We start from the raw sequence: 22005 nt of genomic DNA, 5'->3' as shown, positions 1-22005 counted from the left end.
ATGTTCACCACTAAATTTCTGACGACAAGACTTATTGAACTTTAAGGTTAGTTTATGAAAGCTTTTATAACCGTCGCGACAGTAGCTGCGATAACTTCTGGCTGCTCCAGCATCGCAACAACAGAGAATAACTCTCCAGAACAAACGACAACTCCGGTATCTAAGGTTGTCTTAAACTCTGAAGTCAACTGGGAAGCGCTAAACCCTGCCCGAGGTGATAAGAGCCCTAAAGCCGGCACCTTATGGGGTGACAGAAACGGTTACGGTGCCACAGGGTATCTGCTAAATCCGGTGGATGGTTTCCTGTCTCCTCCTCATATCCACAATATTAACTATCGTGCCATCGTTATCGAAGGCGAGTTTCACAATGACGATCCAAACGCAGATGACATGTGGATGCCAGCTGGCTCGGTATGGACACAGCCAAAAGGCGAAGTTCATGTTACCGGAGCAAGAGGAAAACACCCTGTTGCATACATCGAAATAGAACAAGGCCCATATTTGGTACTTCCTAGCGCCAAGAAAGACGAATATCCAAGCGATAGCGCTCCAATGAACATCGACGAGTCAAACATCGTCTGGCTGAATGCAGCTGATATCACCTGGCTAGACCAAGCAGGTGTTGAAGATGCTAACGATGCACCTAAAGTTGCCTTCCTTTGGGGTGAGATGACAGAAGGAAAAATCAACGGCAGCTTTATAAAACTACCTGCTGGATTTAAAGGTGAACTACGTACCGAAGGAACGGCAATCCATGCGATAACTGTGAAAGGCAACACAATGCATCAGGCACCAGGTTCCAACGAAGTTAAGACGCTTGAACCGGGCAGTTTCTTTGGTTCTGACGGTCAGTCTGTACATCAACTTGAAAGCTCAAAGAACGAAGAGAGCATCATCTACATTCGTACAAATGGTAAGTACAGCGTCGTTTCTTCTTAATTATTACTCTAGAGTCGTATCTTGCTAGCAGCCGCGCTATTTGCGCGGCAAATCTATGATTATCAAATTATTCTTAATAGTGTTTCTACTTTAAGCAGGTTACTCATTCACAATGTGAATGTTAAATTGCTCTGTGAATAAATCGTTTATTGATACCAGATGACCACTTTAATTCGCACATTTTCAAACTGGAAATTATTGTTCGCCTCGTTGCTGACAATAGTTTTTGGTGTGTCTGCGATTTACGCTTCCAACTCATCTACTATCAGTGTCGCTGGCTATAAACTGGAAGCCGCACTTTTTGATTGCCAACGAAGTGAAGATTCCAAAGCTGCTTCAAAACTAGAACTTGTGCAGGTAGCAAAGAACGATACTCAATCTGCTTGCCACTGCCCGTTCTCTACAACGGTTTTGACTCCATTCAGCAACACTCAACTGATTGATGTTATTAATGTTCAGTCAACATCACTCGCACTATATAACGACGTCCAGCTAGGTAAAACCCGCAACACTACCGAACAGCCATTTCGCCCACCGATAGCTTAGTTTTTCATTTCATTTTTTACACATTATTAATGCGCTAGAGGTCAAACTTCCTCTGCGTTATTGATTCCCCCCAATAAAAAGAAAATGTGAAAGACAATGCTTTTAGAAGATCTTCAGCTTGTACTTAAGGTAGCAGAGCTTAACTCCATTACTGCCGCAGCTTCAAAACTCGATATAAGCACCGCATCTGCCAGTACTGCTCTAAAACGAGTAGAAACCGCACTAGGTGCAAAACTATTTATTCGTTCCACGCGGAACCTTCGCTTATCCAGTGCGGGAGAACGATACCTGCCAAAGTGCGAAGAAGCTCTGCACACACTTGCGCAGGCCAAACAACAGCTTAAAACTGAACAGGATATTATTGACGGTGAGTTAAGAGTGGCAGTTTCATCTGATTTAGGCAGAAATCTGGTTGCGCCATGGATTAGCGATTTAGTACAGGATTACCCTGACCTTGGGATCAGGCTTAACCTCAGTGACAGTGTTACAGATTTTTATCGTGACTCTGTTGATGTCGCCCTTCGCTATGTAAGTAGTGGAGCACTCGATGACCAGTATCTCTATGGGTTCAAAATATGTGATGTACCACATGTATTGTGCGCATCACCAAACTATTTAGAAAAATATGGAACTCCAAAACACCCGGATGACTTGCTTTCGCATCAGGGAGTTTTGTATCAGTTGTACGATACAACGCATGATGCGTGGACTTTTTCAAAAGGCAAAAGAGAGTACAAGATTAAAATGAGCAGTAAACATATTGCCAACGATGGGGATATGGTTCGTCGCTGGTGCCTTGACGGAAAGGGGCTTGCAATTAAGTCCTGTCTGGACGTTTCAGCCGATTTATTATCAGGCAACCTTGTCCCTGTTATGCCCGATTTTACACCCTCACCCACAGAACTGTGGCTGGTAATGCCTTGTAAACAATCGATTAGCCCGGCGACTCGCTTGCTTAAAGATAAGCTGAAAGGCAACTGCAATGCACTGTTAGCTCAGTTAACTGAAAAAGGTATTTTGTAACAGTATCAACATAGAGTGATGTGAATAGCTGTATTATTCGCATCACTCTTTGATTCGAATAACTCCCTATTCAAATCATCTTTTGATTTGAATAGACGGATTAACCTATCACTTTATGCACACCAACACAGCCAATTCAAAAACTAAGCTATAATTTGCATATCTTAGTTTAACACTACAAATGGTATGGCCGTTGTTCGGAGCAAGATTTGAAGAGTAAAGCAGTTGCCTCCATGTTACTCATTCTGGGTTTAGCATTTAACCCAACTATCCTTCATGCAAAGACGCTCAAAACCTGTACCGTAAATATCCCCGGAGGAATCACGGAGGACAAGAGTGGCCCTCAACCCTTACGTTCGCTTTATCAAGAAGTTATCAATATCGTTAGTGAAAAATCTAACCACGAATTTGAACTTAAAATAGCTCCGGCTGAACGGTGTTTAAGGCTTTTCAGTGATGGTGTTGTTGATATTGTCTGGCCCTTCATTATCCTTGATGACGTAGAAATCGCTAAGGCCCATGGCTATAAGGAACTGCCTGTATTTTCAATGCCAATCATCATGGGGGGCTACTACATTTTTACCCGTGAAAATGGCCCTGTTTTTCATAATGTTCAAGAACTAGAAGGGAAGACCATCGTTAGTGCCCGCGGTTACGGGGTACCAAATGGTATGGTTGATAACTCCAGTATCGAATGGATAAAAGTTAACAGCAATGAGCAAGTACCCAAAATGCTCAAAGCCAAACGAGCCGATGCAGCAATCATACAAACCGGATGGGTACCAATGCTTAAAACCCAAGGATTGTTGGACGACACCCATCATGGCGACGTTATTGACTTTTGGGGTGGCAGCTTTGCATTCCAGTTTAATCAAGAAGGTGCTTTATTATCCAGTATGTTCACCAACGCGATATTAAAGCTCGTTAGCCAGGGAAAGTACCAGGAAATAATGGCTGAAGCCCCCTATTACATCCCCGAATATTCCGAAAAGTAACAACACCTAATTGTTCTTAAGCAAACGCGCGAGAATATGTCATCACATTAAATCAGAATCCCTTTTTCAGACAGCTGAGATAAAACATCATTCGTCTTCTGTCTGAATAGATCCCTAAGTTGCCTTACTCCCGGAGTAATAGACTGCTTGCTTGGGCATATCAACCATAGCTCCGTAGGCGTTGGTTTGAACTCGGGCATAACATTTACAACGGTTCCTGAAATCAGTTCTGAAGACATATCCAGACAAGATTTAATAGCTAAGCCTTTACCAGCAACGCACCACCGTTTAACCAGGTCTCCGTCGTTCGATGCCCTGTTTCCTTTGAGTTTGACCTTGATTTCACTATCACCATTAGAAAACTTCCAGTTATCCTGCAAGGTGTCATGTAACTGATACAGCAAAGCGTTATGCGAAGACAGATCATCAGGATGTTCTGGCGCACCATTTTGTTCTAGATACCCTCTGGTAGCACATAAAAGACGGGGTACATCGCAAATCTTAAAACCGTACATATTTGAGTCATTAGGAGAGCCATAACGCAAAGCCATATCAATTGAATCACGGTAAAAGTCGATGTTGCTGTCACTGATATTGCTTCTAAGAGTGACGTTAGGGTTTACATCCATAAACTCGTCCAGCCAGGGCGTTACCAGATTGCGGCCTAAATCGGACGAGAGCGATATACGGATTTCTCCATCCAGAATATCCAGATCTTCCCGCATATTCTGTTTGGCACGATCAAGCATCATTAATGCTTTTTCGCACTCTGGCAGGTAACGCTCACCTGCACTAGACAATCTTAACTGGCGAGTAGTGCGCACAAACAGTTCAGATCCTAAAGATGCTTCCACCCGCTTTACAGCAGCACTGGCAGTTGCCGTTCTCATATCTAACGCTGTAGCCGCAGCGGTAATGCTACGGAATTCCGCAACCTTTAATACAACCTGCAAGTCTTCTAAAAGCATCTTTTGCTCCTGTTTTATATACGCACAAAAGGCCGACTATAAAAATAGTCAGCCTTTTGAATTATTTCTCTGGCAATCATACCATCTGAGCATTTAAGCGATTTGAGTCATCTCATTAAGAGTGAAAACTTCAACTGCGCCTTCTGTTGCTTCCATATACTCTTTAAGGTGCTGGTTACCCATATGAGTTTGCCAAAGTTCACGTGATTCCCAGTTCTCATAGAATAGGAAGTGTTTTGGATCTTCGTTATCCTGATGAAGGTCGTAGTTGATACAACCTTCTTCAGCACGAGTAATATCGATAAGCTTAAGAAGCTCCGCTTTTACCAGTTCAATTTTGTCTTCTTTCGCAATGATGTTCGCAACGATAGTCAGCTTAGCCATTATTCTTTCCTCTGTTTCAGTGAGTCTGTCTGTGTCAACGAGGGTAATAATAGCCCTGAATAACTACGCCAAAAACAGCCTAACATTGGAATCTTTATCAAATATTATTTGATAATAATACCATTTCACTGTCTATGCTAAATCAAGGCGTTTTTTCTTATAGCCTAGCAATCATTAAATTGTTAGTTTGATACATTACTCAATAGCAGTTTGCAAGGATATAAACCGCACACTTTTCAGGGGTATACATGAATCAGGAAGATAACCACTCTAAATGGACAACAATAGAGTTAATTACAGAAGCGGCTGCGACTGATGGGGTAATCGATGAAGCTGAGATGAACCATATCATCAAAAAAGGGACCGAGCTTGGTCTTTCAGCTGCGGAAGTCAATGGATTTGTTGTTAACTTGTGCCAAAGAAACCATTGGCAACTGCATTACGAAACTAGCTCAGCAAAAGCCTTGTCGCAAGAAGATCTCAATGCCTTGAATATTCGTGCAGCGCAATATTATCAAGGTACGAATGTACCTCAGGACTATAGGCAAGCTGCGCAGCTTTATTCTGAGGCAGCAAACGCTGGTAGTGCCCATGCTCAAGTATGTCTCGGTATCATGTTCGCTGATGGAGATGGCGTAGATCAAGATTATCAACAAGCTATGAAGTTACTTCATGCGGCCGCTGAACAAGGAGACCCTGACGGTCAAGCGCAACTAGGTAGCATGTATATATCTGGTGTTGGTGTAGATTACGACCCAGTCGAAGCAGCAAAATGGACCTTACTAGCCGCAGAACAAGGTAACGCTGTCGCTCAAAACAACATTGGCGCTCTTTTTCATGGGGGCTTAGGGATAGAAAAAAGCACAGAAAAAGCACTGCACTGGTACTCATTAGCAGCAGAGCAGGGCCACCGCTCTTCACAATATCAACTTGGATTGATGTTCCGGGACGGAGATGGAGTGGAGCAAAACGCCTCCCTAGCTAAACAATGGTTGCAACTCGCTTCAGATAATGGGCATGAAGAAGCTCAAATAGCATTAACAGAATTAAGCCAGGACAATGCTCAAACCCCGTTAACAAAGAGTACCGAAGAATCGACAGAAAAAGAGCAAGTTAAACCTCAAGAAACCGAAAGTTCACCAGCTAAAAAGAAGCGACGTCGGGACAAGGAGCTAGAAGAAATTATCTCATCAGAAATATCCTTAAGAGAGATCCTGCTCGTTGTCGCTCCTCTAGCAGTAATTGCTGCCATTGTTGCCGCAATTAAGGTCATATTTGATGTGTCTTGGACTTCAATTTTCCAATATCTCGCAGCTTCAGTTGGTATCGTGTTGTTTTGGTATTTTCCAAAAACGATTAGTTTCCTGGTATTTCTTTTAGTCTCACTAGGAACATATATGAACGGATAAGTATTGCTTGCTTATCTGTCACTACTAAGGGTAAAAGTGTAGTACTCCTGGTTGTAATAGATGCTCGATACTTCAAACGGCACATTATCTTCCAGATAGGCTGTCGAGATTGCATTTAAAACGGGTTCGTCACGTCTTAAACCAAGCAGTTGGCGAACTTCCTGTGAAGGTAGCTCTGCACGGATCTGCTTCTGGCTTCCTGCGACCTTGAAGCCCAACTTTTCTACATATAAGTATTTAGAACCATTCAAATCATCTTCCGAAAGATCCCTAAACGGTTCATACAGCATATGAGTACTTTCATACACAAAAGGTGTATCACCAATCAGACGCAAGCGCGTCATCAGCCAGACAGGGGAACCTACCTCAATCTTTAGCACTTCTGCTACTTGTTCACTGGCAACCTCTTTGGAAAGATGAAGTAGCTTGTTCTGGATAGGGGCATTCAGAAACTCAGCCACTTCACTGGAAGTCAGGTGTTTATCCAGTGGAAGAGACATTTTGAACTCAGCTCTTGCCTCAGCCACAAATGTGCCTCTTCCTCTTTGCCTTTCAACAACACCCTGTCTTACAAGGTAATCGACGGCCTTACGAATCGTCATTCTGGATACACCGTATAGCTCGGTCATCTCAGGTTCTGATGGCAACATATCCCCCGGAGCCAGTTCACCTTTGGTGATTTTTTCCGTAAGTAATTGCTCTATCTGAAGATAAATAGGAATTGGGGAATGTTTGTCTATCATAATTATTGGTATTCTCTAAAGCCGTTGTTACTGGTAATACTAACTTGATCTAGTCATCTAGACAACTTAACGAATCCAGCCGCCATTGCCGCCACGTTTCGAGAAGTCAGTTCAACATTAGCGGCTGCGTCTCTGAATGCTTCTTCCAGTGTACAGGCACCATTCACCACGCTAAAAACAGCGTCAATCCCGTGCTCATGAACCACTGCAACATCTTGCGAAACACTACCTGCGATCCCGATAACTGGTAAACCAAGTTCCTTAGCGAGCTTAGCGACACCCACGGGAGTCTTGCCGTGGATACTCTGACTGTCGATTCTTCCCTCACCAGTGATAACCAGATCAGCTCTGATCATTTGCTCTTTCAGACCAGCTGCTTCCATTACAATCTCGATACCTGAGCGCAACTCTGCATTCAGAGCACCGACAAGCGCTGCACCTATACCACCAGCTGCTCCGGCACCCGGGAATTCTTTTATCGTTTTATTAACCTGAGATTCCAGAACATCTGCAAAGTGAGAAAGCGCGTCGTCTAGCTCAAGTACCATTTCTGAGGTTGCACCTTTCTGTGGTCCAAAAATATGACTTGCTCCTTTCGGCCCACAAAGCGGATTATCAACATCGCAAGCAACCACAATCTCGACCTGAGAAAGTCGCGCATCGATATCGGTTAGCTCGATACGGTTTAAGTACTTCAGTGCCGCACCACCAAACGCGATTTCTTGGTCGTCTACATCTAGAAGCTTCGCACCCAACGCAGAAAGCATACCTGCGCCGGCATCATTGGTGCCGCTACCCCCTAACCCCAGGATCAGCTTTTCTGCACCATTATCCAGCGCGGATTTAATGAGCTCACCGACACCATACGAAGTAGTAATGGTTGGGTTTCTTTCTTCTACCGGAATAAGGTGTAAACCTGCAGCAGCAGCGACTTCAATAATTGCGGTTTTCTTATCTCCGGTTAAACCAAAGAATCCGTTCACTGATTTACCTTGAGGACCAGTGACTTTCAACTCGACGAATGAGCCTCCTGTAGCATCAACGAGCGACTGAACTGTTCCCTCTCCGCCATCAGCCATAGGAACCTTGATATATTCGGCTTCAGGCAGGCATTTTCTAAACCCTTTTTCTATCGATTCTGCTACTTCTAGGGCAGTTAAACTCTCTTTGTAGGAATCTGGAGCAATAACTATCTTCATACTTCTTGTTTTCAACCTTTGGACTTATCTATTTAAAATCAACAAGTTAATTTAGATATCAAGTTTATTACATTCTATAACCTGATAATTTACTCAAATACAGAATGTGATTCCAATCACATTGACAAATAACTTGTATAGACAACTATACACAAAGCGCGTTTAATGCACCACATAAACAGAACATCTGAATCAAAAAACATAAAATTACACATGGAGTATCTTTGTTATGAAGAATTTTGGGTCTAAGTTGCAAGACTTAGGAAAGGCGCTGATGATGCCGATTTCGGTCATCGCTGCTGCTGGTATCTTCCTTGGTTTAGCTGCCGCACTTCAAAACCCGAACATCACAGGTCAAGGGTTTAACCAGCTGGAAGTTGTTCAGTTGATCCTTGGTTTCATTCGTAAAGTATCTGGTTCCCTGTTTGGTAACCTTCCTCTGTTTTTTGCTGTTGCTGCTGCTATCGGTATGGCAAAAGACGAAAAACCAACCGCGGCATTCGCTGCTATCGTTGGTTTTATTGCCATGCACGTAGGTGTGAACTACAGCTTACTCGCTCAAGGCCTTACCCCGGCAACCACTTCTGTTGACTATCTTGTAGGTCAGGGTATGGATCGTACATCTGCAATGATGTACGCAGCGGAGTTTGGCCGCACGCTAGGTATCTTCACCTATCACATGAGTGTACTGGGTGGTGTTATTGCTGGCCTTATTACTGCATTCCTGCACAACCGTTTCTACACAATCACTCTGCCAACAGCGATCAACTACTTTGGTGGCCGTCGTTTCGTGCCGATTATTACTGTTATCGTTCTTCCGCTTGTAGGTGTATTCCTGTCGTTCATCTGGCCAACTATTGGTGCAGCAATCGCGAGCATTGGTCAATTTATCGGTGAAGCAGGCAGCTTTGGTACATTCCTGTTCGCATTCACTGAACGCCTTCTTATTCCTACTGGTCTTCACCACATCCTGAACGAAACTGTTCGCTTTACCCCAATCGGTGGTGTTGCAACAGTAGACGGCGAAAGCATTGTTGGTGCGCTGAGCATCTTCAACACCTGGCTGGCAGATCCAAGCTCTATGAGTCTTGAAACAGTTCGCGAAGCTTCTCGTTTCCTTGCTCAGGGTAAGATTCCAGTAATGATGTTTGCACTACCTGGTGCTGCTCTGGCGATGTACCACTGTGCTCGTCCAGAACACAAAACTCGCGTAAAAGCTCTGGTACTGGCTGGTGCACTGGCCTCTTTCACCACAGGTATCACAGAGCCACTAGAGTTCAGCTTTATCTTTGTTTCACCAATTCTATACATCTTCCATGCAGTAATGACTGGTTTGTCTTTCGCACTGGCGGACGTGTTCGGTGTGATTATCGGTAACGTTCAGGGTGGTGTGATTGACTTCCTGGTATTCGGTGTACTAGGTGGCACTCAAACGGCATGGTGGTATGAACTCGTCCTTGGTGCTTGCTACTTCCCATTGTACTACTTCGTATTCCGCACTGTGATTCTGAAGATGAACGTTAAGACTCCAGGCCGTGAAGATGAATCTGAGACAGTCACCATTAATGCAATGCCTGCTTCTGAGAAAGCAAAAGAGATCATCGAAGGTCTTGGCGGTGCAGACAACATCCAACTTGTAGATAACTGCTTTACTCGTCTTCGCGTAAAGGTTCTAGATATGAACAAGATTAAGGATGATTCACTAATGGCAACAGGTGCCTCTGGTATCAAACGTGCAACCGACGTTGATGTACAGGTTATCTACGGTCCTCAGGTAGAAGCTATTGCCAATGACGTGAAACGAGCTCTGGCTTAATACGGACTCTTATTTCCCCCTACTCTGTTAAATATTTGACCCCGGCTGTTCCGGGGTCCGCAATCAAATTTGTTAAGTGAGATGTAATCATGACTAAAGCTTTTAATATCGTATTGGTTGGCGGTGGTTCAACCTGGACTCCTGGTTTGCTTAAAGCGCTTTGTAAGCGTAAAGAATCTTTCCCTCTTAAGCGCCTGGTAATGTTTGATGTGAACGCTGGCCGTCAGGAAGTAATCGGTGAGTACGCAAAACTACTTTTCTCTGAAGAGTACCCAGAATTGGAGTTCGAATACACAATAGATAAAGACGTTGCGTATAAAGATATGGATTTCGTTCTTTGCCAGATGCGTACTGGTGGTTATGAGATGCGTGAGCAGGACGAGAAAATTCCTCTGGCTCATGGTGTAATCGGTCAGGAAACGTGTGGTCCTGGTGGTTTCGCATACGGTTTGCGTTCTATCGGTGACATGGTAGAGATGGTTGAAGATGTTCGTGCTCGCGCTCCACAAGCATGGATTCTTAACTACACGAACCCGGCTGCAATCGTGGCAGATGCACTTAAGAAACGTTTCCCACAGGATGAACGTATTCTTAACATCTGTGACCAGCCAGTGAACCTACTTCGTTCATACGGTCGTCTTCTGGATGTGAATCCTGATGAGTTCGATCCAGTATACTTCGGCCTTAACCACTTTGGTTGGTTCACTCACCTTTACAATCAGGAAGGCGAAGATCTAGCACCTAAGTTGAAAGCATACATCGCTGAAAATGGCTTTATGCCAGTTGACGCTGAGCAGCGCGATCAGTCTTGGCTAGATACTTACGCAGCCGTTGCTGACATGCTTCGTGACTTCCCGGACTACCTGCCAAACACGTACCTTCAGTACTACCTGTACCCGGAGTACAAGCTTTCTAAGCTAGACCCTGAGTATACTCGTGCAAACGAAGTAATGGATGGTCGTGAGAAGCGTGTATTTGACGAGTGTCGTCAAGCGGTTATTGATGGTACAACTCAAAACTCTACGGTTGTACACAACGATGCACACGGTGACATGATTGTTGAGGTGGCAGAGTCTATCGCATTTAACCAGAAGCGTAAGTTTGTCGTTATCCTTGAAAACAATGGCCTTGTAGCCAACCTTGATGACGATGTTATGGTTGAGGTAACTGCTGAGCTAGGCTTTAACGGCCCTCGCCCATACGGTGTTGGTAAGATCCCAACCTTCTACAAAGGCATGATCGAGCAGCAGTTTGCTTACGAACGTCTGACTGTAGAAGCATGGTTTGAAGGTTCTTATACCAAAGCTCTTCAGGCGCTAACGCTTAACCGCACAGTTGTTGATGCTAAGAAAGCGCGTCAGGTTCTTGATGCTCTTATCGAAGCTAACAAAGATTACTGGCCAGAGCTTAAGTAATCCTATAAACGACTAATACAAAGCCTAATTTTTTGCCTCACTCTTCGGAGTGAGGTTTTTTTGTTCTGATTTCACGGTCAAAGAAGCTCACTCAACCTTTCAATCATGTAGTCAACAAAAGTCCGGTTCTTCAGTGACAACTCCCTGTTGCGATACATCAGATAAACAGGCTTAGGTTCCGGCACACACTCTTCGAGCAAATCCACCAGCAATCCTTGTTTTATATCTTCTCTCACCAAAATATCGGGTTGTAACGCGATACCTGCACCATATATCGATGCTGCCTTCAGAGCATGTCCGTTATTGGATGCCAGTCTTGTGTTGGAACGATTAAAGGCATCCGTTTCCAGCTTCAAACTCTGCATTGTCTGGCCCTGACTAAATACAAAACCAAGGCACGCATGATGTTGTAAATCGTCTAAGGAGTCAGGAGTCCCCATTCGATCTACATACGATGGAGCCGCACAAAAGTGCATTTTATACTCACCAACTTTACGGGCTATCAGAGATGAATCGGCTAACTCACCCACTCTAAGCAATACATCCGCATCTGATAACAATGGATCAATAAGCGAGTTATCGAGAGTCAGTTCTACATTAAGTGACGGATAAGTTTGCAGGAAGTCAGCCACGATGGGAGCCAACAACTCACTTCCCAAACTTACCGGGCAGTTCACCCGAATGGTTCCCATAGGGGTGTTCTCTAACGTGTGGATACGGTTTTCTGCCAACGCGATTTCATCAATTATCCGCTTACATTCTTTGTAATAGATGTGTCCACTTTCCGTCAGCGACTGCTTTCTGGTTGTCCGGTTTAGCAATCGAGTGTTCAGCGACGACTCTAAAAACTGAATATGCTTACCAACCATGGTGGCAGACAGTTCAAAATGGTTTGCAGCATTGCGAAAACTGCCACTATCCACCGCGTACACGAACACCTGCATGCTTTTAAGCTTGTCCATTATAAACTCTGAGTTTATTAAGAGATAACCACAGTGTAGTTTATTCATTAAAGCGCGACAATTATATTGGCTTATCCCCTACGCAACAAAAACCTGGACCTATGCAAAATTCAAAAAAGAAGCTATCTATTACTGCAGAAATACGGATTAAAGACGAAATTGATCTGGCTACTGGTATCGCGGAAATTAACCAGTTTTGTCTGGATATGAACAGTGAGCCTGGCTGCGAAATGGCGGTCGCACATCAAGATAGAGAGAACCCAAGAAAGATCGTTTTGTGGGAAATCTATAAAGACGAAGATGCTTTTGCTGAACATTTTAAGGCACCTCACACTCAGGCGTTTTTCAGCAAAGAAATTACCGAGCTAAAGTGGGCTAGCGAAACCTACCCTCTTAGCGAACTGACAGCAGAATAAAACTAGAAGGCAGCACAGTATGAAATGGGCAATTATTGGCACCAGCTTTATCTCGGATGTAATGGCAGAAGCTATCAAAGGCGATGAGCAAAGCAAGATTTACGCAGTAAGCGGACGTTCTGAAACCCGACTGAAAGAGTTTGCTGAAAGGCACAACATCGCGAAAACCTTTACCGACTATCAGGCAATGATCGAAGATCCTGAAGTGGATATTGTCTACATCGCACTACCAAATCACCTGCATCACAAATACATCCAAAAAGCAGCTAAAGCAGGCAAAGCCATTCTGTGCGAAAAATCACTTTCTGTGGATATGGAGAAGACGCATCAGGCGCTCGCTTCAGTCACAGAAAACAATGTGTTCTTTGCTGAAGGACTGATGTATATGTGCCATCCGCTAATTCAAAAAGCACTTGAAGTGCTAAAAAGCGGCGAAATTGGTGAGATCAAGTCAATTCAGGCTTCTTACATTGCGGCCATCTCTGAGTTCGTGAATCCAGATAGCAAAGGTGCGTTATACAACCTGGGTTGTTACCCGATGTCTTTGGCTTATCTGATTCTAAGTCAGACTTTATATGACCAAGAGGTAATGGATTTTCAGATATCTGGTTTTGGCAGAAAAGGCAAAGATGGCAATATCTGTGAATCAAGTGCGACGTTCCGCTTTGCTGACAAGATAAACCTGCAAATTCATACTGCTGAAGACTACGGTCTAAAGCACGGTTTCACGGTTCTGGGCAGCAAGGGTAGCCTGACTTTCAGTTCGAACCCTTGGTTGCCTGCTGCAAAGAACCAGCTTGAGGTAGAGATTTACGAGACTGAGAAGAAGGTTATCGAAGTTGACGCTGATGGTGATGCATTCTTATATCAGGTAAGAGCTATCCGTGAAGCTGTCCAGCAAGGGGCCAAAGAATTAGAGTTTCCAAAAGCAACACATAAAGCCTCGAAAGAGATCATGCAGTTGTTAACTTCTTGGGAAGAAGCAAGTATCACCAAATAATCTTTACACCAACACTGGCGAACATCACCATACTGACTACGCTTATTTCATCTGAACCGTTAATCAACAGATGTGAGGGTAGTCATTATGGCAAACTCAGAAATTCAGGTACTCGAACAGCAGATTTACGAGCTGAACAAAAAGCTTGTTGATCTACGTAAACACAACCCAGACAGAGATGAAGTTCAAAACTACAACTTCAAAACACTCAATGGCGATGTATCTCTGCTTGGGCTATTTGATAACAGAGACAAGCTTCTGGTTATACACAACATGGGGCAAGGGTGTAGATACTGCACACTTTGGGCTGATGGGTTTAACGGCTTTATCCCTCACTTAGAGTCCACCATGTCTGTTGTTTTAGTATCAAAAGACACCCCAGAGATACAGCGACAGTTTGCGAACTCAAGAGGATGGCGGTTCAATATGGCTTCTCATGAAGGTGGGGCTTACATAAAAGAGCAGACTGTCTTGCAGGGTGAGGACAATATGCCTGGTGCCGTTGTATATGAGAAAGAAGGCGACCGGATATACAGAAGAAGCGCCTGCATATTTGGTCCTGGTGACCTCTATTGCTCTATGTGGAGTTTGCTCGGATTAGCAGGCATGAGCCCTGCCGACTGGACACCTCAATATAACTACTGGAAGCGTCCTGCCAAGATGGATGATGGTGGCGAGAATCTGTCGGAGTAATTAGCAAATGGCGCTCACAGTACAAACTCTGAGCGCCACTTCTTTTTATGCTACCAAGCGAATTTCTCGTAAACCTTATCCACTGGCGTCTTTGCCAGATGATTTACATAGTTACTGATTACTTTTTGAGATAGTCCAAGCACTATCTCCAGCATCTGGCGCTGCGTAAAGCCTGCGTTAAAAAACTTTTCCATTTGCTCATCAGTTATATTGCCGCGACTGCGTACCATCTCCAAGGTTGTTTCATGCAGTACCTGCAGCTTTTCATTTGGCATTGTTTCTTTATTGCGTAATGCGTTAGTGATCTGTGGATCGACTTTCATCGAGTGAGCAATGCCAGTATGAGCCGGAACGCAGTAGGTACAATGATGTTCAACATTAATGGTTTGCCACACCACCGTTAACTCTTCCGCATTAAATGATGAGTTAGCGAAAAGCTGATGCAAAGTTAGATATCCATCCAGTATTCCCGGAGCCTCTGCAAGAGTACCTAACAAGTTTGGAATCATTCCAAATTGTTTGCTGACCTTCTCAAGTGTCTGCTTACTTTCTTCAGGTACAGTATCTAAGTTATGAATAGTGAAATGGCTCATTTGTTTGCTCCAGTTGATAGTGAATAGTTGTTATTAATCGATATTCGATTGTTCTGGTATAGGTAATAGTTAACCCCCGTTATGAACATGACAATCAGCGTTAACACGGGAGGTTTGGATTGCAGTGGCAATACTTCTGCCGGAACGTCAGGGTTAAGATGAACATAAATCGCAACCAACATAATGATGTTTGTTAGTAGCGTTGCACCATAGATAAGGTGCTTTGCTGACGTATCAGATAGCCTTCCGCTAGCCAACAATGCGGTTAAGAACAGTAGCCCTGCTAAAATTTCCCCCAACTGCCCAACCCATCGCGCCAGTAGAGGAAAAGGCAAACCACTCATTGCGATCTGAGAGGTAAACATGCCTGTGAATGGGTCAAAAAACTTGGCCATACCAGCCATTGTCAAAAACGCACCAAGTAGCCCCGTAAGGAGTTTTTCCGCTTTTTCACTTCCAGTTGTGTTTGACTTACGAAATGAACGAAAAGCGATACAGGAAATCAGAAAAACCGATCCAATTAACGTAAGTTCAGTCAGTAATTGTGTACTCATTGCTTCTGCTCCGGCTCTAACAGAACTTTAGTCACGAACAAACGTACCGTTGGTGCCACAACTGCAAGTAACATAAGTGCATATGGAACAACCTGACCAACAGCGTTCAACCATGCATTGATGAACGACATATCTTGCGGCAAGTTTTTAAATGCCATAATGGCTGGCATACCAAGTAACATGGTCGGAAGTACCATAGAAACCATAAGAGGGTACTGCAGCTTGCGAGGGAATTTCTTCATATGTTGTCTCTGTCCAGAAGTTGGTTAACGATTCGATACAGTGATCTTAATCAGAATCCAAACAATCAAAAACAAACAACATTAAGTTTTAATCGTGCAAATATGAATGATTAAATATAAGATGAGGAACTAAATAGATAGCGGGTGAGTTCTGACAAAATGAAAGCAAAAGATATCTCTAACCTATATTGGTTCTGTCAATCAGTTGAGTGTGGTGGGTTTGCCGCCGCAAGCTTAAAAACAAAGGTTTCCGCGCCTACGCTTTCCCGGGCAGTTGCACAGCTCGAAGAACAACTGAGTGAAAAGCTGGTGCACAGAAACGCAAAACAGTTTCAGCTTACAACTGCTGGAGAGGAATACTATCTGCGTTTTTCCTCTATCTTCAACCAGCTGGATGAAGAGTGGATACAACTATCCAATAACCAACCTGAGTTAACTGGAGACATTCATATTTCTTGTCCTGAACCTTTTGCTGATTACTTTCTTCAGCAACTCGCTATCGAATTTATGCAGGACAACCCTAGAGTTAACATACATATTAATTTTGCTTCAGATACCGACCGTTTTTTTGATGATCAAATAGATCTGGCGGTTGTGACAACACCAGCACAAGCCTCCCACTTGGTGCAAAGACAACTATTCAAATCTCAGCTCGCATTAGCCGCTTCTCCAGCCTACCTTGCCAAGCATGGCACTCCTGAAAGTCCCGAGCAGTTGTTGGACCATCACTTGTTGGCCGGGAACACGATGCCTTACTGGGAGCTAAAACAAGATAATGAGACCTTTAGGTTACCCATATCTAAACCCAAGTACTCAGTAAATAGCCTTCGGTTAACAATTCAAGCGGCAAAAACCGGGCTGGGAGTCTGCTTAATGCCGCTTGAAGCACTAAAGTTATTTGAGCAAAGTGAGGAACTAGTACAGATACTGCCTGACGTGAAATGTCCATCCGGTAACGCGTACATCGTTTGGTCAGATCGCGTGCTCATTTCTGCCCGTGTTGCTGCGTTCAGGGATATGATCTATTCCAGAATGAATAATCCAGATGAATTTCTAACTACAGTGATTCGTTAAACTAGCATTCCCATCATTTTTGCAAGCTTCAGATTCATTATTGTTGGTTTTTAGCACGTGAAACTCGCAATAGACTAATTGAATATCGAGGTACAGTCATATGGACTGCACCTATAACGCAGAAATCATGGTCATGCTATGAATCAACTTTCCAAGCCCAAATTGAACAGTAAATCAGAATCTGTCGAGCACTCGCTTGATAAATCTATTGGTCAATATGGCCAGATAAATAATGTCATCGGAGTTCTGGCATCCAACCCAGATGTTTTCGAGGAGTTCTTGAACATTGGCTGCTATTCCAAACTGTATCGGCTATTTAAGGAATCTGCATTCAACTTAGATGAGTTAAAGTGTATATGGCATAGCATCAGCGAAGACAGCCTGCTAGAGCAACAAAATAAGAAACTTACGACCCTTCATTGCGTTGTTAGAAATATCACCGATAAAAAGGCGATCACAGACAAAGAACTGAAATTGCTGGCAGATAATCAGTTTTCACAAAAGCAAATTCTGGAGCTAATTGCCGGATTATCTCAAACGCTGATGACTGCAAGGTAGGTAAAGGTAGGATTTACCGCTTACATTGATCAAAAAAATGCCACCGTAAAACAGGTGGCATTTTTGATTGCTTGTTAGCGTTAAACCTTAAATCGGGAAGTCAGTTCTCCGATTTGTCCGGCAACCTGCATAACCTCTTCACTTGCATTATGCGCTTCAGTTGCGGCATTCATTGTCGACTCAATCGTATTACGAATTTCCGTCATATTCTGAGTCACTTCACTTGCCGCTACGGATTGCTGAGACACCGCTGTCGCAACCAGCGTATTCATTTCTGACATTTCATTGATGGTTTGATAGATGATTTCCAGAGCACCATCCGTCTGGCTTGATCGCTCTACAGTATCCGCCGCTAACTGAGTGCTGCTTTCCATCACATTAACCACTTCCTGGGTACCAGCCTGGAGACTATCGATAATCTTTTGTATCTCAGCCGTAGACTCTTGAGTCTTAGAAGCTAGCGTTCGAACCTCATCAGCAACCACTGCAAATCCTCGACCAGCTTCACCCGCGCGAGCCGCTTCGATAGCTGCATTCAATGCCAGCAAGTTTGTCTGCTCTGAAATAGCACCAATAACTCCCAGTGCAGAAACAATGTCTGCGTTCTTACTTTCTAGATGTTTAATTGATGTCATCGAGCTTTGTAGACTCTCAGCCAAAGAATTAACCGACTGTAGAGCTTGATTCAATACATCTCTACCTTCTGTCGCATGTTCCATGCCTTCTCTGGATTTCTCTTCCGAACGCTTAGCCAGATCTGCCACTTCGTTGATGCTATGAGACATCTCTTCAACCGCAACCACAACCTGATCGGTTGTTTGCTTCTGATGCGCAACAATATTGACGTTCTCAGATGCAATATCAGAGCTGCGTTTAGCCGAATCAGTGAGAGAACGGTTATTATTTACAAGTGTTCCAATGACTGAACGCAATCGTTCATTCATTTCGCATATTGCTTTATAGATGCCTGAATCTTTGTCCGTTACGACTAAGTTTTGGCTTAGGTTGCCTTCAGCTACGTTGTGAGTAATTTCAGCAATGTCATTTGGCTCACCACCAATAGGCTTCTTGATGATTCTCGGCATCATAAAGGAAACAAGAGCACCAATAATAAATGCAATAACGGACGTCGCGATGATAACCGTCAATCCATCTTCAGTATCGCTCTGCACTTTAGGCCCCAGTGCATCCTGATCACTCTTAACCGACAACTTCACTTCTTCAATATCGTTTGCCACAATCGGTCCGATTGTATTCAACGTGTTTTCGATCAAGTCATTTCGCTTGTTAATGACCGCTTCGACACTGTTGAACGCTTCGATATATTTTCCGTGACTATCGATAACCTTCGCTAATTGATCACGTCTCGACTGGTTTTGAAGACTGCCGTTAAGCCTATCAAGTAAAGGAGGCATACGCTCCGCAAGCTCTTCTCTCGCTCTGTTGGCATCATCCAGGCTATTGGTAACGAGGTATTTCGTTACGAATAAACGACCAAGCAACAAGCGCTCCTGCAACTGAGCAGCGAGAAATGACGCTTCTGTATCATCATCCGTATACGCAGAAACTATGATGTCCGAAAGAGCCTGTCTCATTGCAAGCCCATTCGGATCGAGCGAATCTTTTACAATCTGATTACGCTCACCAAACAGGTCCACGACTTGGTCAAAACCTTGCTCGTAGCCGTCAACTTCAGAAACAATCTTTTTAACTAGTCTCGCTCTTTCTGGTTTTTGGATCTCTCTTTCCGCTTCCTGAAGGAACTCATACATCTTCGACTTACGTTCTTCGAACTGTTGAACTGAAGTATCAGACTGAGTATTCACGTAGTTCAATACAGCCAATCTCATCGAAAGCATGTTGGCCTGAACTCGACCGGCTAAGTTAGTGTCTCGGGCCAATCCCCTGTATTCGACAAATCCATCGTTTATACGATTGAATCCGACGAGGGAGGTGAGAGCTATTACAGTTAGTAGGGCTAGAATGACCCCAAAAGAGATATAGAGCTGTGTATTTAATTTTAATCGACTCAACATGTTATGAACCTTTTAGGCAAGCAGACAAATACCATAAATGATAATTATTATTAGAACAATTAAATAATAGTACGGAATACGGCAACAAGACGTTTTCTTATTCCGTATCGGCAGCATTCGGAATAAATTAACGATTTTTCTTTGTAGAGCAGTAACATAACAAGTTGGGGGTCAGAATTGTGACGCCCTGCTATACAGCCCAGGCCATCGAGGTTTCCTGCTCAGAAAGATCCCATAGCTTAGTTAGTACTGCTTTATCCAAAACGAATGGTTCGAGTTCACATTCACCTACAGGTCCACCAAAGTTCATTCTTCCCGTTGGCCCATAGTAAGCTCTTTCTTGCAGGTTCTCTTCCGTCGCACACATCACTTCTGGATAAGCGCCTTTTTCCGCTGTTTGAGCAAGTCCTATCTTCACCATAAACTTCCAGGTAACCCGTGTTGCCAGGCTAGCGTTTTTACGGATCAGAGACGTATCTGAAGCACCCGGGTGGCAAACAAAGACTTTGACATTTTTATTAGCTGCTTTGATTTTGTCCTGTAGCTCATAGGCAAACATCATCTGGGCTAACTTACTTTGGCTGTACACCTTGTTTGGATGATAATTTTTATTCCAGTTCATATCGTCAAACTGCATGGTTCTGATACCCATCTTATGACCTTCACTGGATACAACAACGATACGTCCTTTCGACTCTTCGATACGGTCAAACAGCAAGCCACATAGCAAGAAATGGCCGTAATGGTTCACACCTAACTGACTCTCAAAGCCATCGACCGTGAACTCTTGCTTAGCTACTTGTGCGATAGCACCGTTACACATAAGCGCATCGATACGAGGAACCGTTCTCAAAACCTCAGCCGCAGCCGCTCGAACCGAATCCATTTCAGCCAGATCCATAATGACAAAGCTAACATCAGCATTTAGGCCAAACTCTTGCTTTAGTTCTGCAATCGCAGCAGTGGATTTATCAGCGTTACGATTCAACATCACCACTTTCGCACCTTTAGACAGAAGAATACGGGAAGCCTGAAAACCCGCTCCCGTATTAGCTCCAGTGATCAAGTACGTTTTGCCCACTAAAGAGCCAAGTTGTTCTGGTGTCCAGCCTTTTGGGCCAAATTGATTTTTGCTGCTCATCGCCTATGTTCCCGAGTCTTAGTGTTTGTGATAGATTCCAGAACTCATGTTCTGCGTTGAAAACAAATATAACTCTCAGCAACAGGTATAAATAGGCGAGATAGTCTTTAAAATATGCCTATTTGTATCATCGAATTGAAAAATGCATTTTTCGATGCTAATTTTTATCCATAAGTTAATGACGTGTTCAGGCCATATGAGCAAGCAGCAAATTAAGCAGATCATCGAAAGCAGAATCAGTGACAATGGAATGTTCGAAACGGGCATAAAGGGAGTAAAAATCTTCCGTGAAACCCGCTCTATTCGTTGCTCACCAGCAATCTACGAACCGACAGTAGTAGCCATTGTTAGCGGAGCGAAAGAAGCCATATTGGATGGCAAAAGATACGCTTACGATAGCAATCAATATATGTGTTGTTCGATGTCGATGCCTGTTGAAGCGGGCTCACCACAAGCCACACCTGAAAACCCACTTCTTGGGGTGTATATATCACTTGATACTAAAGTGATGACAGAGCTAGCCATCGAGATGGAGAGCTCATTAGGTGCAGTACATAAACCCCAAAGTGGTCCACTCCCCCCAGGGTTTGCTCTCGCGCACTGGGATGATACGTTTACCGACGCACTGCTGCGCTTGTTGCAATTAGGTGAGAACACCGCGGACACCGCCATACTGGGTGATGGACGACTCCGTGAGCTCTATTATGCGGTGTTAAAAGGTGAAGCAGGCGATTCGGCAAGACGTGCATTTGGCGTGGGTAACGAAATCGCCAAGGCCATTGAATATCTCTCTTCCAATATAGATAAAACGGTTACCATAGAAGATATGGCTTCAAAAGTGGGTATGAGTCGGGCGGTGCTTCACCGTAAGTTTAAACAAGCCACCATGATGTCACCTATTCAGTTTGTAAAGTCGATGCGACTCAATACAGCCGCCATGAAGCTCGCCGGAGGAATGAACGTAAACACGGCCGCTTTAGCTGTGGGATACGAAAGTTCTTCTCAGTTTAGCCGGGAGTTCAAACGTATGTATGGGCAATCTCCCAAACAATGGGTTCAGTCCATTCCTTTGTCTGAAGAAAAAGTAAAACAGGCAACCAACGTATTTCACTAAGCTATTTTACTAGCCGATGTTAACTAGTTCGGGCTTTCTGTTGGGCCGTGTAGAGTGCGGTAGATATCAGCCTTAACAATACTGGTACAAATAATTTAATTTCAAATAATCACCAACATCAATTGAATTCACTCGAAATACCCAACCATCGCAAAATACACACATACCAACGAGGTACGACTTCA

At 43.8% G+C, this 22005-nt stretch carries 23 protein-coding genes; 13 read left to right on the top strand and 10 right to left on the bottom strand.

The window, feature by feature from the left end:
• Nucleotides 1–54: 54 nt before the first annotated feature.
• The 4 genes from SNR28_RS01140 (at nt 55) to SNR28_RS01125 (ending at nt 3503) form a co-directional block, all read left to right on the top strand.
• Nucleotides 55–939: a DUF4437 domain-containing protein gene (locus SNR28_RS01140; RefSeq protein WP_375749187.1), complete on the top strand. Its 885-nt coding sequence runs from the start codon at nt 55–57 to the stop codon at nt 937–939.
• A 159-nt stretch (nt 940–1098) separates the two neighbouring features.
• Nucleotides 1099–1485, top strand: a complete 387-nt coding sequence (locus tag SNR28_RS01135; protein WP_375749186.1) for a hypothetical protein — start codon at nt 1099–1101, stop codon at nt 1483–1485.
• A gap of 96 nt (nt 1486–1581) precedes the next feature.
• On the top strand, nt 1582–2508 hold the full coding sequence (locus SNR28_RS01130) for a LysR substrate-binding domain-containing protein (protein ID WP_375749185.1): 927 nt from the start codon (nt 1582–1584) through the stop codon (nt 2506–2508).
• Between the two features lie 209 nt (nt 2509–2717).
• Nucleotides 2718–3503, top strand: a complete 786-nt coding sequence (locus SNR28_RS01125) for a substrate-binding periplasmic protein (protein ID WP_375749184.1) — start codon at nt 2718–2720, stop codon at nt 3501–3503.
• A gap of 47 nt (nt 3504–3550) precedes the next feature.
• On the opposite strand, the gene SNR28_RS01120 is transcribed toward SNR28_RS01125, so the two are convergent.
• Nucleotides 3551–4471 (bottom strand): LysR family transcriptional regulator, encoded by a 921-nt coding sequence (locus SNR28_RS01120; RefSeq protein ID WP_375749183.1) that lies wholly within the window; start codon nt 4469–4471, stop codon nt 3551–3553.
• A gap of 93 nt (nt 4472–4564) precedes the next feature.
• Nucleotides 4565–4855, bottom strand: coding sequence for a putative quinol monooxygenase (locus tag SNR28_RS01115; protein WP_375749182.1), 291 nt, complete (start codon nt 4853–4855; stop codon nt 4565–4567).
• A 248-nt stretch (nt 4856–5103) separates the two neighbouring features.
• Here SNR28_RS01115 and SNR28_RS01110 point away from each other — a divergent pair, with 248 nt between their 5' ends.
• The gene (locus tag SNR28_RS01110; RefSeq protein WP_375749181.1) at nt 5104–6264 is read left to right on the top strand and encodes a tetratricopeptide repeat protein; all 1161 of its coding nucleotides are present in this window, start codon (nt 5104–5106) and stop codon (nt 6262–6264) included.
• An 11-nt stretch (nt 6265–6275) separates the two neighbouring features.
• Here SNR28_RS01110 and SNR28_RS01105 read toward each other — a convergent pair whose 3' ends face one another.
• The gene (locus SNR28_RS01105) at nt 6276–7007 is read right to left on the bottom strand and encodes a GntR family transcriptional regulator (RefSeq protein ID WP_375749180.1); all 732 of its coding nucleotides are present in this window, start codon (nt 7005–7007) and stop codon (nt 6276–6278) included.
• Between the two features lie 53 nt (nt 7008–7060).
• Complete coding sequence (locus SNR28_RS01100) at nt 7061–8206, bottom strand: glycerate kinase (protein WP_375749179.1); 1146 nt, start codon at nt 8204–8206, stop codon at nt 7061–7063.
• Between the two features lie 229 nt (nt 8207–8435).
• On the opposite strand from SNR28_RS01100, the gene SNR28_RS01095 reads away from it, so the two are divergent.
• Both SNR28_RS01095 and SNR28_RS01090 read left to right on the top strand, forming a co-directional pair.
• On the top strand, nt 8436–10022 hold the full coding sequence (locus SNR28_RS01095) for a PTS transporter subunit EIIC (RefSeq protein ID WP_375749178.1): 1587 nt from the start codon (nt 8436–8438) through the stop codon (nt 10020–10022).
• An 89-nt stretch (nt 10023–10111) separates the two neighbouring features.
• The gene (locus tag SNR28_RS01090; protein ID WP_375749177.1) at nt 10112–11437 is read left to right on the top strand and encodes a 6-phospho-alpha-glucosidase; all 1326 of its coding nucleotides are present in this window, start codon (nt 10112–10114) and stop codon (nt 11435–11437) included.
• A 77-nt stretch (nt 11438–11514) separates the two neighbouring features.
• On the opposite strand, the gene SNR28_RS01085 is transcribed toward SNR28_RS01090, so the two are convergent.
• Complete coding sequence (locus SNR28_RS01085; protein ID WP_375749176.1) at nt 11515–12399, bottom strand: LysR substrate-binding domain-containing protein; 885 nt, start codon at nt 12397–12399, stop codon at nt 11515–11517.
• A 101-nt stretch (nt 12400–12500) separates the two neighbouring features.
• Between SNR28_RS01085 and SNR28_RS01080 the strand changes: the two genes are divergently transcribed.
• The 3 genes from SNR28_RS01080 to SNR28_RS01070 all read left to right on the top strand — a co-directional run bounded on the left by SNR28_RS01080 (nt 12501) and on the right by SNR28_RS01070 (nt 14508).
• Nucleotides 12501–12815, top strand: coding sequence for a putative quinol monooxygenase (locus SNR28_RS01080; protein WP_375749175.1), 315 nt, complete (start codon nt 12501–12503; stop codon nt 12813–12815).
• 19 nt (nt 12816–12834) lie between these two features.
• Complete coding sequence (locus SNR28_RS01075; protein WP_375749174.1) at nt 12835–13815, top strand: Gfo/Idh/MocA family protein; 981 nt, start codon at nt 12835–12837, stop codon at nt 13813–13815.
• 87 nt (nt 13816–13902) lie between these two features.
• Nucleotides 13903–14508, top strand: a complete 606-nt coding sequence (locus SNR28_RS01070; RefSeq protein ID WP_375749173.1) for a DUF899 family protein — start codon at nt 13903–13905, stop codon at nt 14506–14508.
• A 50-nt stretch (nt 14509–14558) separates the two neighbouring features.
• On the opposite strand, the gene SNR28_RS01065 is transcribed toward SNR28_RS01070, so the two are convergent.
• From SNR28_RS01065 to SNR28_RS01055, 3 genes are read right to left on the bottom strand one after another with little or no spacing between them, the layout of a single operon-like run.
• A complete protein-coding gene (locus SNR28_RS01065; RefSeq protein ID WP_375749172.1) occupies nt 14559–15101 on the bottom strand; it encodes a carboxymuconolactone decarboxylase family protein in 543 nt (180 codons plus the stop codon).
• Nucleotides 15098–15655 carry a hypothetical protein gene (locus SNR28_RS01060; protein WP_375749171.1) on the bottom strand — a complete coding sequence of 186 codons (558 nt, stop codon included), beginning with the start codon at nt 15653–15655 and terminating at the stop codon, nt 15098–15100. Before SNR28_RS01060 ends, SNR28_RS01065 begins: the two co-directional genes overlap by 4 nt.
• The gene (locus SNR28_RS01055; RefSeq protein ID WP_375749170.1) at nt 15652–15897 is read right to left on the bottom strand and encodes a DUF2798 domain-containing protein; all 246 of its coding nucleotides are present in this window, start codon (nt 15895–15897) and stop codon (nt 15652–15654) included. The genes SNR28_RS01060 and SNR28_RS01055 overlap by 4 nt, the downstream gene beginning before the upstream one ends.
• Before the next feature lie 159 nt (nt 15898–16056).
• Between SNR28_RS01055 and SNR28_RS01050 the strand changes: the two genes are divergently transcribed.
• On the top strand, nt 16057–16971 hold the full coding sequence (locus SNR28_RS01050) for a LysR family transcriptional regulator (protein ID WP_375749169.1): 915 nt from the start codon (nt 16057–16059) through the stop codon (nt 16969–16971).
• 138 nt (nt 16972–17109) lie between these two features.
• Complete coding sequence (locus SNR28_RS01045) at nt 17110–17529, top strand: hypothetical protein (protein ID WP_375749168.1); 420 nt, start codon at nt 17110–17112, stop codon at nt 17527–17529.
• Nucleotides 17530–17609: 80 nt separating this feature from the next.
• On the opposite strand, the gene SNR28_RS01040 is transcribed toward SNR28_RS01045, so the two are convergent.
• Nucleotides 17610–19565 carry a methyl-accepting chemotaxis protein gene (locus SNR28_RS01040; protein ID WP_375749167.1) on the bottom strand — a complete coding sequence of 652 codons (1956 nt, stop codon included), beginning with the start codon at nt 19563–19565 and terminating at the stop codon, nt 17610–17612.
• A gap of 190 nt (nt 19566–19755) precedes the next feature.
• A complete protein-coding gene (locus tag SNR28_RS01035) occupies nt 19756–20706 on the bottom strand; it encodes an SDR family oxidoreductase (RefSeq protein WP_375749166.1) in 951 nt (316 codons plus the stop codon).
• 196 nt (nt 20707–20902) lie between these two features.
• Here SNR28_RS01035 and SNR28_RS01030 point away from each other — a divergent pair, with 196 nt between their 5' ends.
• The gene (locus SNR28_RS01030) at nt 20903–21820 is read left to right on the top strand and encodes an AraC family transcriptional regulator N-terminal domain-containing protein (protein WP_375749165.1); all 918 of its coding nucleotides are present in this window, start codon (nt 20903–20905) and stop codon (nt 21818–21820) included.
• The last annotated feature ends 185 nt before the right edge of the window (nt 21821–22005 follow it).

Origin of the sequence: Vibrio iocasae (assembly GCF_042245395.1) — a bacterium.
In the GTDB taxonomy this organism is placed as follows: Bacteria; Pseudomonadota; Gammaproteobacteria; order Enterobacterales; family Vibrionaceae; genus Vibrio; species Vibrio iocasae.
The sequence above is the reverse complement of the archived record's forward strand: the minus strand, read 5'-3'. Positions and strand labels throughout refer to the sequence as shown.